The 12,600-nt window shown below is 32.2% G+C and carries 13 protein-coding genes; 8 read left to right on the top strand and 5 right to left on the bottom strand.

Translation table 11 applies throughout. The annotated features are described in order from the left end of the window. Nucleotides 1–4 precede the first annotated feature (4 nt). Together VBY68_RS08085 and VBY68_RS08090 are read right to left on the bottom strand one after the other, a co-directional pair. The gene (locus tag VBY68_RS08085) at nt 5–1,501 is read right to left on the bottom strand and encodes a class I adenylate-forming enzyme family protein (protein ID WP_415269423.1); all 1,497 of its coding nucleotides are present in this window, start codon (nt 1,499–1,501) and stop codon (nt 5–7) included. Then, entirely contained in the window at nt 1,482–2,990 is a 1,509-nt protein-coding gene (locus VBY68_RS08090; RefSeq protein WP_415269424.1) for a sodium/pantothenate symporter, read from the bottom strand. Before VBY68_RS08090 ends, VBY68_RS08085 begins: the two co-directional genes overlap by 20 nt. A gap of 229 nt (nt 2,991–3,219) precedes the next feature. On the opposite strand from VBY68_RS08090, the gene VBY68_RS08095 reads away from it, so the two are divergent. From VBY68_RS08095 to bioA, 5 genes are read left to right on the top strand one after another with little or no spacing between them, the layout of a single operon-like run. Continuing rightward, nucleotides 3,220–4,344 (top strand): aminotransferase class I/II-fold pyridoxal phosphate-dependent enzyme, encoded by a 1,125-nt coding sequence (locus tag VBY68_RS08095; RefSeq protein WP_415269425.1) that lies wholly within the window; start codon nt 3,220–3,222, stop codon nt 4,342–4,344. A gap of 9 nt (nt 4,345–4,353) precedes the next feature. Then, nucleotides 4,354–4,734: a putative signal transducing protein gene (locus tag VBY68_RS08100; RefSeq protein ID WP_415269426.1), complete on the top strand. Its 381-nt coding sequence runs from the start codon at nt 4,354–4,356 to the stop codon at nt 4,732–4,734. After that, nucleotides 4,731–5,342 carry a dethiobiotin synthase gene (bioD, locus tag VBY68_RS08105; protein WP_124589695.1) on the top strand — a complete coding sequence of 204 codons (612 nt, stop codon included), beginning with the start codon at nt 4,731–4,733 and terminating at the stop codon, nt 5,340–5,342. The genes VBY68_RS08100 and bioD overlap by 4 nt, the downstream gene beginning before the upstream one ends. Further along, complete coding sequence (locus VBY68_RS08110; RefSeq protein ID WP_415269427.1) at nt 5,343–6,491, top strand: hypothetical protein; 1,149 nt, start codon at nt 5,343–5,345, stop codon at nt 6,489–6,491. It begins immediately after the preceding gene. Then, a complete protein-coding gene (gene bioA / locus VBY68_RS08115) occupies nt 6,469–7,734 on the top strand; it encodes an adenosylmethionine--8-amino-7-oxononanoate transaminase (RefSeq protein WP_415269428.1) in 1,266 nt (421 codons plus the stop codon). The genes VBY68_RS08110 and bioA overlap by 23 nt, the downstream gene beginning before the upstream one ends. Here bioA and VBY68_RS08120 read toward each other — a convergent pair. Then, nucleotides 7,720–8,157 carry a cytochrome c oxidase assembly factor Coa1 family protein gene (locus VBY68_RS08120; protein WP_121148548.1) on the bottom strand — a complete coding sequence of 146 codons (438 nt, stop codon included), beginning with the start codon at nt 8,155–8,157 and terminating at the stop codon, nt 7,720–7,722. The genes bioA and VBY68_RS08120 overlap by 15 nt on opposite strands. Nucleotides 8,158–8,245: 88 nt before the next feature. On the opposite strand from VBY68_RS08120, the gene VBY68_RS08125 reads away from it, so the two are divergent. Both VBY68_RS08125 and bioB read left to right on the top strand, forming a co-directional pair. Continuing rightward, nucleotides 8,246–9,409 (top strand): beta-ketoacyl synthase N-terminal-like domain-containing protein, encoded by a 1,164-nt coding sequence (locus tag VBY68_RS08125; protein ID WP_415269429.1) that lies wholly within the window; start codon nt 8,246–8,248, stop codon nt 9,407–9,409. A 106-nt stretch (nt 9,410–9,515) separates the two neighbouring features. Continuing rightward, complete coding sequence (bioB, locus tag VBY68_RS08130) at nt 9,516–10,613, top strand: biotin synthase BioB (RefSeq protein WP_099214697.1); 1,098 nt, start codon at nt 9,516–9,518, stop codon at nt 10,611–10,613. Nucleotides 10,614–10,648: 35 nt separating this feature from the next. On the opposite strand, the gene VBY68_RS08135 is transcribed toward bioB, so the two are convergent. Further along, complete coding sequence (locus VBY68_RS08135; protein ID WP_415269430.1) at nt 10,649–11,230, bottom strand: methyltransferase domain-containing protein; 582 nt, start codon at nt 11,228–11,230, stop codon at nt 10,649–10,651. 83 nt (nt 11,231–11,313) lie between these two features. Between VBY68_RS08135 and VBY68_RS08140 the strand changes: the two genes are divergently transcribed. Continuing rightward, complete coding sequence (locus VBY68_RS08140; RefSeq protein WP_121148534.1) at nt 11,314–12,186, top strand: cupin-like domain-containing protein; 873 nt, start codon at nt 11,314–11,316, stop codon at nt 12,184–12,186. A gap of 32 nt (nt 12,187–12,218) precedes the next feature. On the opposite strand, the gene VBY68_RS08145 is transcribed toward VBY68_RS08140, so the two are convergent. Continuing rightward, on the bottom strand, nt 12,219–12,581 hold the full coding sequence (locus VBY68_RS08145; protein ID WP_415269431.1) for a hypothetical protein: 363 nt from the start codon (nt 12,579–12,581) through the stop codon (nt 12,219–12,221). Between the last annotated feature and the right edge of the window lie 19 nt (nt 12,582–12,600).

Here is a 12,600-nt window from a genome sequence, read left to right on the forward strand (position 1 = left end):
TTTTTTATATTTTTATTGAATTATAATAGCGTAACAAGTCTTTTCTTGAAACTTTCCCCACACTGGTTAAAGGTATCTCATCTAAAAAGAAAATATACTTTGGGTGCTTATAAGATGCTAATGTTTTTTTTAGTTGAAATCTCACTTTTTCTACTGTAATATTTTTATTTATAACAGTAACAAAAGCAATTCCTGTTTCGCCCCATTTTTTATCTTTAACACTTAGAACTACTGCTTTTTTTACCTCATTTAAAGACTCTAAGTGCGCTTCTATTTCTTGCGGGTAAATATTTTCTCCACCCGATATATACATATCATTTTTTCTGCCCTTTACATACAAATACCCGTCTTCATCCTTATAAACATAATCTCCTGTAAACAACCATCCTTTTTTAATATTATTACTTGTTTTCACTGAGTTATTCCAATAACCTGGGGTTACAATCTCACCTCGAATACACAATTCACCAACTTCGTTTACCCCTACTTCTTTTCCTTTCTCATCAACAATTTTTGTATCTAGGTAAAAATTAGGTTTTCCGATAGAATTAGGTTTTAATGCAGCCATTTTATGATGCAGCGAGGTAATACTAGGACCAGCTTCAGTTAAACCATATCCTGGTCGAATGTAAATATTCTTTTTTTGCTTCCAATATGACACTAATTCAGGTGGTACTTTTTCTCCTCCTGAAATAATATATCTTAGTTCCTGAAGTCCAACTTTTTTAAAAACAGCTGTTTTTTGCATCATTAACAGCATAGTGGGAAGCGCTAAAAATAGACTCATTTTATTCAACTCTAACAAACACAACACCTTTTCTGCATCAAACTTTTCTAACATTCCTATATGTCCTCCTTTGTGCAATAGCGGTGTTACAAAAACATTCCACCCTGAAGTATGGTAAGGAGGCAATGTGTTTAGTGTAGAGTCTCTAAAAGTAATTCCTAATTGCATGGAGGTATTCAAGCTATTCCAAAACAACATTTTATTAGTATACACAACACCTTTAGGATCTCCTGTTGTTCCTGACGTGTAAAATATAAAGAGTGGGCTATCTTCTTTAATTTTATATTCTCTTTTTAAAATTTTTATTGCTTCACTCTGATAAAAATATTTTACATCATTCATTAAAAGAGTAGAAGTTTTACCTAACTCCACCCCTTCAAACTTATCTGTAAAACTCTTACTATATATAAATAGACTTGGAGTACAGTCAGACACTAATCTTTGAAGTTCGTTTATGGAAAGACGGTAATTTAAAGGCACTAAGACAACTCCCATTCGTTGACAAGCAACAAAAAGCACAATAAATGCTAAACCATGCTCTGCTAAAACAGCAACTCTATCTCCTTCTTCTAACCCCATTTTTGTAAACTTGACAACTAACTTATCTGCATATGTATCTAAGCTACTATATGTATAACTTTCATTAGTGTCATACGATGTCAGCGCGACCTTGTTAGGTGTATAATCTGCCCATTTAGCTATCCAGTTTAACATATTTAAGAGTTTTTTTCAAATCCAATTTATAAAAAATAAAACCAACAATAAGTGATGCTACTATGCCAAAAGCTGCAGATACCCCTGGATTATTCACTGGTTCTTGCATGTAAGGAGTGATTCTTCCGTAGTAAATACCAAAATGTACCACAATAGCAGTTATACTTGCTATAAAGACAGATCTTGTTGACACGTCTTTCAAAAAAGTCCCAAACAAAACAGGTACAAAGGCTGCTGCAAAATAAGCGTACACTCCATTTTGGGCAAAAATAGCTACACTTACATCTGGACTTTTAATTTGCTGCCAACTCAATAAAAAACTTACAACTCCTAAGAGAACAATTACAATCTTGTTTATTGTTATTGTATTGTTGTTAATTTGATCTTTAAATATTGGTTTTAGTATATCTGATGTAATTGTTATTGACAACGATTGTATTAGACTCTCCAAAGTAGAAAGTCCTGCAGAAATAAGTCCCACAACTATAATTAAACCTACTCCAACAGAAAACTTACTCACAACATACATTGGTATAATTTCATCCATTTTTATTGGCCTCCCATCAACAGTTAAATCAGGGAAACTAATTCTCGCATATAGACCTACAATTACCACTAAAAAAAACACAACCATAAAGACAATTCCACTAAACAAGTATTTATTAACTTTTGAAGCATCTTTAAGTAAAAGTGATTTAGTTATGATATGGGGCTGACAAACAATTGCTACTCCAATAATTATTTGTGCTACTATAATTTCAAAATAATCACGAAATAGAAAACTCTTTGGGTTGGCTGTTTTGGTTAGGTTTGGATCTATACTAGATAATCTATCCATAAACCCTCCTATTCCTTCATCAAAAAAATGATATCCCGAACCTATTAAAATTAGAGCTACTATAAACATAATAATAGCCTGAATTGTATTCGTATACACCATAGAGTTGGCTCCTCCAAACATCATATACCCAAAAACAAATATTGTGATTGCCATTAACACATAAAAAGGATCAGTATTTAAAGCTTTTGAAATAACTTGTGTAAGCCCTACATTAATCAACACAATAAACGTAATTAACAACAGCGCTATAATTCCGAAGAAAAAAGCATAACTTTTACTATCATACCGCTTTCCTATCCACTGAGCCATGGTAGTTGCTTTTACCGTACTACCATACTTTGCAAATCCTTTTGTAAAAACAATTAACGAAATAAATGCTGCTATTGGCAGAACGATTGCAAAAGAAATTACTCCTGAAATACCATATAATGCAATAAACCCAGGATTGATAATAAAGGTGGCAGCACTCGTCATAGAAGCCGCTAATGACAACCCTACAACCCAAGATGGAAATCCTAAATTACCAACAGCATAATCTTTTATGTTCGTGTTTTTTCGCGCTCCTCTTATTACAAAATATAAAATTACAGCAGCATACACCGCCAACAAAACATACATGTAAGTCACTAACCTTTCTGATGCTATCATAAATTATAAGATCTGTTTAAAAACAAATAAAAAAACTTTAAACTAGTAATGTTGATAAATTTAACTTTATTCAAGTGAGACTTTTAGTTAAAAAACAACTTTAACATTTAATTTTTATTTAAAAACAAGTAAATAAGATAGTGAGACTATTAAAAATAAACATTTTAAACACAAAATTTTTCTAGCTAAATAAATACAATATTAAAAAAGGCTTCTTTATTTTTACACTATGCAATTTCCTAAGAAACTACAGCAAAAAATTTCACAACGAGTAGCACAAAACTCTCTAAGAAAACTTGGCAAAGAAAACTCGCTTATCGATTTTTCTTCAAACGATTACTTAGGGTTTGTTAAATCTGAAGTTATTTTTAATAAAACACATCAATTTTTAGTTAATAATAACAGTAAAGTTAATGGCGCAACGGGTTCTCGTCTACTTTCAGGAAATCATAAACTCTATACTGAAGTTGAAAAACAACTAGCAAAACTTCATAATTCTGAAAAAGCTTTAGTTTTTAATTCTGGTTACGACGCCAACATCGGTTTTTTTGCTTCAGTACCTCAACGCGGTGACATTATTTTATATGATGAGTTTATTCACGCATCCATAAGAGACGGCATACAACTGTCCAATGCAAAATCGTTTAAGTTTAAGCATAACGATTTAACTCATCTTGAAGAGCTACTAAAACGAGTTCATCAGAATGACATAGAAATTTATGTGATTACCGAATCTGTTTTTTCTATGGACGGAGATTCTCCTGACTTGATAGCAATATCACAACTAATTAACAAACAAACCAACACACATTTAGTTATAGATGAAGCGCATGCCTTAGGCGTTTTTGGCTTTGGATTAATTCAAAAACTGCAATTAGAAAATGTCGTTTTCGCTCGAATTATCACTTTCGGAAAAGGTTTAGGATGTCATGGAGCAGCTATTTTAGGAAGTGAACAATTACAACAATATCTTGTAAATTTTGCCCGTAGCTTTATTTATACTACTGGCTTGTCTCCTCATGCTTTAGCTACCATAAAGATTGCTTACGAAGAATTAGCTTTTAGTAACTCTCTAGAGAAACTACAAGAAAATATTCAACATTTCATTTCAGAATCAAACAGACTACAATTAAGTTTTATTGAAAGTTCTTCTGCCATACATTGTTGTGTTATTTCAGGAAATAAACGCGTAAAAAACATTGCCTTACAATTACAAAAAAGCGGTTTTGAAGTAAAACCCATTTTATCACCTACCGTTCCTTTAAATCAAGAACGTTTACGTTTTTGTTTACACGCATATAATTCTAAAGAAGAAATTACCGATGTTTTAGAGAAGCTTGCTACTTTTGTTTAAAAAATTAAAATGCAAGATAATTACACCATTTTGGCAGTTTTCGAATACTCAACCGAAGCACAAGTAGCAAAGGCTAAATTAGAATCAGAAAGTATTAAAACCGTGCTAATGGATGAAAAAACAATAGATTCTGACCCATTAATTAGTCAAGCTATTGGTGGAGTAAAATTACTGGTACACAACAATGATTTAGAAAAAGCTGCTATTATTTATAATGAAATAAGAGAATATACAAAGGATGAAAACGGAAATAACATTCATTGTCCTAAATGTAATTCAACAAAAATATTAGTTGCCGATTTACAACGTAAAAATATCTTTTTTATGCTCTTTCCTTTTTTTGAAAGCAAAAAATTAATCTGCAACGATTGTAAAACAATTTTCAAATGAAAAAAAAATATTTTATCACAGGAATTTCAACAGAAGTAGGCAAAACAGTAGCTTCTGCCATCATAACCGAAGCTCTAGAAGCTGATTATTGGAAACCTATTCAGTCGGGAGATTTAGAATATTCTGACACTCATAAAGTTGAAAAACTCATTTCAAATTCAAAAACTGTTTTTCACCCAAACTCATATGCTTTAAAAACACCAATGAGTCCACATGCTTCTGCAGAAATTGACGGAATTACCATTGAAATTGATAACATAAAAGAACCTTCAACAAAAAATCATTTAGTTATTGAAGGTGCGGGTGGACTATTAGTCCCTTTGAATGATAAAAACACCTTGTTAGATGTTATAAAACCAGACTATAAAGTAATTGTTGTTTCTCGTCATTATTTAGGAAGTATTAATCACACCTTACTAACGGTTAACTTACTGAAAGAAAAAGGCTTTGAAGTTGCTTTGATTTTTTCTGGAAACGAACACAAAACCACCGAAGATATTATCAAAAAAATGACTAAGGTCCCTGTAATTGGACGTATTGAAGAAGAACCTTATTTTGATAAAAATGTGATTAAAGAATACGCTGAACTATTTAAAGATAAGCTATAAATGAAACCTGCTACTGCAAAACATCTTAGGTCTTTCCCTCTAATCTTTGGTTTTTTGGGAGCTATCATAGGGTTGGTCTTGCGGTATGCATTTACAGGTAGTATTACCAACTTTCCATTTAAGTTTGTGCTACACTCGCATTCTCATATTATGTTATTGGGTTTTATTTTCAATGCTTTAATTGTACTGCTTTTTATACGATTTACTAACGGAATTGATAAAATTTCTTACCGTCTATATCTTGCTTTACAAATTTGTGTAGCTATCTTATTAGTTGGGTTTATCATTCAAGGGTATGCTTTGGTTACCATTATTTTTTCTACCCTACACTTATGGATTAGCTATTGGTTGCTACTACGATTATGGAAACGTTTGCAGGGTAAAGAATCAGATTTAATATTAATTAAAACAGGAATTATTTTTCATTTTATTTCATCAATTGGCCCTTATGCTTTAGGTCCGCTAATGGCTATGAAAATGCAAACTTCTCCTTGGTATCAACAAGCTATCTTTTTTTATTTACACTTCCAGTATTTTGGTTCATTCTTTCTTTGGATGCTTGCAGTACTCTTTCAAACAACAACAATTAAGCTTTCAAAAAATCAAATTACCTTAATTATTACCTCTCTAGTATTATTGTATACTCATTCATTAAAATACAGCTTCAATTATTTGACTATTCAAATAGCAGGAGGTATTGGTGCAGGAATTTTAATCATAACACTTTTCAAACTTAAAAGTTCATTTTTACAGCAAAAACTACAATACCGATTGTTTTTTGGCATTTTATTATTGGTTGGTATTTTAAACTGTTTCGGTAACATTCCTTATTTTTCAAATTTGGTAATATCCAACAGATTTATGCTCATAGCTTGGTTACATCTCCTTTTTTTAGGAATGTACCTACCTTTTATTTGGATAGAATTAGGTCAGAGCATTCATAAAACCGTCTGGATTTTTTATACCTTTTTTATACTCACTTCAGAACTTTTTTTAGTTTTTCCAGCATTTTTCTCTGAGTTATTTTCAACCTCAATTATGTGGCTATTGTTTATTGCCTATTTCGGAGTAGTTTTATGTATTTCTATTGTACATTTGACAACTCTTTTTCAAAAGAACAAAAAGTATGAACTTACAAGAACGCGATAAAAAACATTTGTGGCATCCACTAAAACAACACCAAACACACCCTGATAGTTTAGGAATTGTAAAAGCAAAAGGGTGCATATTAACTGATGAGCACGGCAATGAATATATCGACGCAATTTCCTCTTGGTACACCTGCATGTTTGGTCACTGTAACGATTTTATCACCAGTCGTGTTTACCAACAAATGCAAACCTTAGATCAGATTATGTTTAGTGATTTTACTCATGAACCTGCAGTAAAATTATCAGAAGAATTGATCAAAATTCTTCCTGAGAATCAAAATAGAATCTTTTTTAATGATAATGGGTCTACTGCTGTAGAGGCGGGAATTAAAATGGCTTTGCAATACTATTTTAATAAGGGAGAAAAACGCAACACTTTTATTGCTTTTGAAGACGGGTTTCATGGCGATACATTTGGAGCTATGTCTGTTTCTGGGTTATCTGTGTATAATGGTCCTTTTGAAGATTTCTTAATGGATATTCAGCGTATTCCTGTTCCTAATGGAGAAAACAATGAGGCTATTGCACAAAAATTACAACAGATTATTTCAGAGCACAATGTTGCTGGATTCATTTATGAACCTTTAGTTCAAGGAGCTGCTGGAATGAAAATTCATAAGGCCAAGAATCTAAACAACATCTTGGAGGTTTGCAAAAGCAATAATATTCTTACCATCGCAGATGAAGTAATGACTGGCTTTGGAAAAACAGGTAATAATTTTGCTTCTGATGAAATTGCTACAAAACCAGATATTATATGTTTAAGTAAAGCACTGACAGCTGGTTTAGTTCCTATGTCAATTACTTCTTGTACTGAAGAAATTTACACTGCTTTTTTAGACAATGATATTTCCAAAGGTTTTTTTCATTGTCATACTTATTCTGCGAATCCAATAGCATGTAGTGCTGCACTAGCGAGTATTGAGCTTTTGAAAGCTCAAGAAATCCAGGACAATATTCAGTTTATTGAAAAGTCTAATAAAACTTTTGCAAAAAAAATAGAAAGTTATCCAAAAGTAAATTCAACAAGAGTCAAAGGAGTTATTTTAGCTATTGATTTAAACACCAATTCTGGTCGTTATGGAACGTTGCGTGACCAGCTTTTAAAATCTTTTATGAATGAAGGAGTTTTTTTACGACCATTAGGAAACACCGTTTACATTCAACCTCCCTATGTTATCACAAAGGAACAACTTAACAAAATATATACAACTATAGAAAAGGTTCTAGATAGCCTCTAGAACTTTTTCCTTTTCTAATAAGTTAATTTCTTCTTGAGTTTCTTTAATGTGAACGTATAAATCTTCATAAATCCATTCACCATCCACTTTAATACCTCTAACAATTAAAGTACCTTCTCCTTTATCACCTCTTATCGGAATAGAAAAATCTACATTTCCATCGTCGTTAGTAAGAGAAATATTTCCAGAGGGAATTCCATATTGTTCAATCGGTTCTCCTAAATTCTCAATAACCAATTTATTTTTAGATGCTTGTTCAATAGCATATTCAACAGGGGTTGAATTTGTCATTATTTTTGATACTCCAAAAAATGCCGCTCCTACACCTAAAACAATTAATAAAATAAACCCTAAACATCCTGTTAATGGTATAAACCACAACCAATTTCTTCCAAACCAACTTTTTTGTCTTTGTTCGCTCATAACTTTAATAATTTTATACCAAGATAAATATTTTTATTTTCTTTAGAATACTTGATTTTACCTTTATTTTTGCTGAAATTTTATCGTGTTGAAAGAACTCATCTCAATAACATCATTTGCTTCTGTTTCTGCCTTAGGAAGTACTCCTGAGAAAATTTGGGAGCACTATCTAAATAATCAACATTTTTTAAGTTTTAAAGACTTTGAAGATTCCAAAGCATGGGTAGCACAATTACCCGATGAAGATAAACATGCTATTGAAGATGTTAGAAATTCTGACAATAAATACAAAAATTTAGATCCGTCTGTTTTGTACACCCTTTTTGTTGCTAGAAAAGCAATGGAACAAACAAACTGGAAAGCTTCTGATAACTTTGGAATTAATATAGGTTCTTCTCGAGGAGCAACTTCTTTGTTTGAAAAATACCACAAGGAGTTTTTGTCAACAGGGAAATCATCTACCTTGAGTTCTCCAACCACTACTTTAGGAAACATTTCTTCTTGGATAGCACATGATTTACAAACCAACGGACCAGAAATTTCACATTCTATAACTTGCTCAACTGGGCTACATTCTTTATTAAATGGAGTTGCTTGGTTACAATCAGGAATGTCAGAAAAATTCATGATTGGTGCTAGTGAAGCTTCACTAACTGATTTTACTATTGCTCAAATGCAGGCACTAAAAGTATACTCTAAAGAAATTAATGAATATCCTTGTAAAGCTTTTGATCTTAACAAAACTAAAAATACCATGGTGTTGGGAGAAGGTGCTTCCGTATTTTGTTTAGAAAAAGGAACTAAAAAAAATGCTTTGGCTTTTATTGAAGGAGTAGGATATGCTACTGAAGTTTTAAAACACAACACTTCTGTAACAACAGATGCAGAATGTTTTCAAAAGTCAATGAAAATGGCTTTAGGAACAATTTCTCCTAATGAAATAGATGCTATTGTAATGCATGCTCCAGGAACCATTAAAGGAGATCAATCAGAAATTAATGCGATTCAAAAAGTATTTTGTAACAAAACTCCTTTTTTAACTACTAATAAATGGAAACTTGGTCACACTTTTGGTGCTTCTGGCTTGTTAAGTTTAGAGTTAGCAATGTTAATGATACAACATCAACAAGTAATTGAAGTTCCTTTTGCTGAACCTCAACAAACTCCAAAGAAACTCAATAAAATACTAGTAAATGCTGTTGGTTTTGGTGGAAATGCAGTTTCTGTTTTAATAACATCAAAAAACACATAAAACTAATTGAAGAAGACAATTCTCCTTCCGAATAAAAATAAGACTCATAAAATTCCGCTTTCGAAGCGGAATTTTTTATTTTTACCACCACAAACAACTCGAATTTATGACTGAAATTAGACACGATTGGACGAAAGAGGAAATTCTAGAAGTATACAACAAGCCTTTAATGGAGCTTTTGTACGAAGCTTCAACTATGCATAGAAAATACCACGACCCAAACACCGTACAGGTAAGTACCTTAATTTCTATAAAAACTGGTGGATGCTCTGAAGACTGTGGATATTGTCCGCAAGCAGCACGTTATCATACCAATGTTGAAGGAAATGATTTGATGACTGTAAACCAAGTTAAGGCACAAGCTTTGCGTGCAAAAGAAGGTGGTTCATCAAGAGTTTGTATGGGAGCAGCTTGGAGAAATGTAAAAGACGGACCAGAATTTGACCAAGTGTTAGAAATGGTGCGTAGTATTAATAAACTAGACATGGAAGTTTGTTGTACTTTAGGAATGGTGACTGAAAACCAGGCAAAGCGTTTAGCTGAAGCTGGTTTGTATGCATACAACCATAACATTGATACTTCTGAAGATTATTACGATGATGTAATTTCTACACGTGCGTTTAAAGATAGAGTAGACACTATTGAAAATGTGCGTAAAACAAATGTAACTGTTTGTTCTGGGGGTATTATTGGTATGGGAGAATCGTTAGAAGATAGAGCTGGAATGCTTGAAACTTTAACTCGTTTTTCTCCACATCCTGAGTCTGTACCTATTAACGCATTAGTAGCAGTAGAAGGTACTCCGTTAGAGGAACAGCCTCCTGTAAACATTTTTGAAATGGTTCGTATGGTAGCTACTGCTCGTATTGTATTGCCAGACTCACAAGTACGTTTATCAGCAGGTAGAACACAAATGAGTAGAGAAGGTCAAGCAATGTGTTTCTTTGCAGGTGCTAACTCAATTTTTGCAGGAGATAAATTATTAACTACTCCAAACCCTGATATTAACGAAGACATGAAGATGTTTGAAGATTTAGGTTTAAATACACAGAAGCCTTTCTTTAAACATGAGCAAAGAGAATCTGTTGAAGCTAAAGATTCTCAATACGAAGCCTTAGGTGAAAAACCTAAATGGACGAGACCTGATCATAAGATTGAGCGTAACGAACAAAAAAAGCAAGAGGCTAAAGAAGTAAGAGCTTAATTAAATAAAAAGTAACCATCAAATTAATTTGATGGTTATTTTTTTATCATTTTAATAAATAGTTCCATTCCTTGTCTGCTTTCTGACGAGTTATAACAAGGCTCCATACTTCCTTTAAAATACGGTGTAAAATATTCTTCATACTCTCTTTTACTCCCTCCAAAAGGTGGATGGTCTTCATTTAGTACTGCATCAAATAATAAACCTACTAGTTTTCCACTACCGGTTAATAATTCACTTACTTTTTGCACATACTTTGGTCGTAGTTTAGGGTTAATAGCACAGAAAAAAGTTTGTTCTATAATTAAATCAAAAACATTTTCTAATTCAAAAAAATCAGCGTGAATTAAATTTTCCTTCGGGAAGCTAGGAACCCTATTTCGTATTCTCTTTAAAGGTTCTTCAGCAATATCAACTACAAAAACATTATTGAATCCTTTATTAAATAAATATTCCGCTTCGTATGAGTTTCCTCCTCCTGGTATTAAAATACGAATACTTTTATCTTCTAATTGATTAAAATATTCTTTTAACGGATTTGAAATCTCTCCTAAATCCCATCCTGTTTTATTATGTAGGTATTTATTGTTCCAAAACGTCTCGGATAGTTCTATCATCTATTTTAACTTTTATCTCGCAAATTTAGGAATAAAGTGTCGTAACCTTTTCTTAACTTTGCTTCTCGTAAAAAATTGAATGTATGGGATTACAGTTGCAACAAATAGACAGGGTAGAAACCATTACTAAAGAAGATTTTATAAAAAATTACTTCAAACCTCAAAAACCTGTAGTTATTGAGCGTTTTATTGAAGATTGGCCAGCATATTCTAAATGGTCTTTAGAATATATGAAGGAAGTAGCAGGTGATAAAACTGTTCCATTATACGACGATAGACCTGTGGATTACAAAGATGGTTTTAATGAACCTCATGCAACCATGAAAATGAGTGAATATGTAGATTTACTAAAACGTGAGCCTACTAAGTTCAGAATTTTCTTGTGGAATATTTTAAAAGAAGTTCCACAATTACAGAAAGACTTTACTTTTCCTGACTTTGGTTTGCGCTTAATGAAAGGGTTACCAATGTTGTTTTTTGGTGGACGTGACTCATATACATTTATGCACTATGATATTGATTTAGCCAATATCTTCCACTTTCATTTTGAAGGAAAAAAGAAATGTATTTTGTTTGACCAAAAACAAAATAAGTTCTTGTATAAAATTCCTCATTCGTTAATTACTCGTGAAGACATTGATTTTAACGAACCAGATTTTGAAAAGTGGCCTGCACTAAAAAATGCAAAAGGGCATATTGCTGAACTTGAACATGGTAATGTATTATATATGCCTGAAGGATATTGGCACTATATGCGTTATGTTACTCCTGGTTTTTCAATGAGTTTACGTGCTATTGCTCGTAATCCTAAAAACTTAGGAAAGGCTGTTTATAATGTTTTTATTATGCGTACGATAGATAATGTTATGCGCCGTATTAAAGGTCAAAAATGGATTGATTGGAAAAACGAACAAGCTGTTGTTAGAACTAATAAAGCTAATAATATTGCATCATAAAAAAAGCGCCGATTGGCGCTTTTCTTTTATCTTTATTTTCCAAAGAGTCTTTGAAAAAAACTTTTAGTTTTGGTTTTAGTCTCTTGAAATTCTTCGTTAGCATCTTCTGCAAAATCGGCTATATGTTCACTAGCTTCTCCCGCAACTTCTGAAGCCTTTTCAGTTATATTTTCTAATACCTCTTTAGCTTCGTTTGTTAATTCGTTCGCTTTTTCCTTAGCTTTTTGAATTGATTCATCGGAAATAATTTCTTCAACTTTTTCTTTTACATCTTCAACTATATCTACCAAGTGTTCACCTGTTTCTCCAGCTAACTCACTAGCCTTCTCTGTTATGTTATCCATAACTTCTTTAGCTTTATCTAAGTTATCCTTTGTTTTTTTATTGTTAGACATAGTATAAATATTAAAAAAG

Source organism: Tenacibaculum ascidiaceicola (assembly GCF_047470925.1).
Lineage (GTDB): Bacteria > Bacteroidota > Bacteroidia > Flavobacteriales > Flavobacteriaceae > Polaribacter > Polaribacter discolor.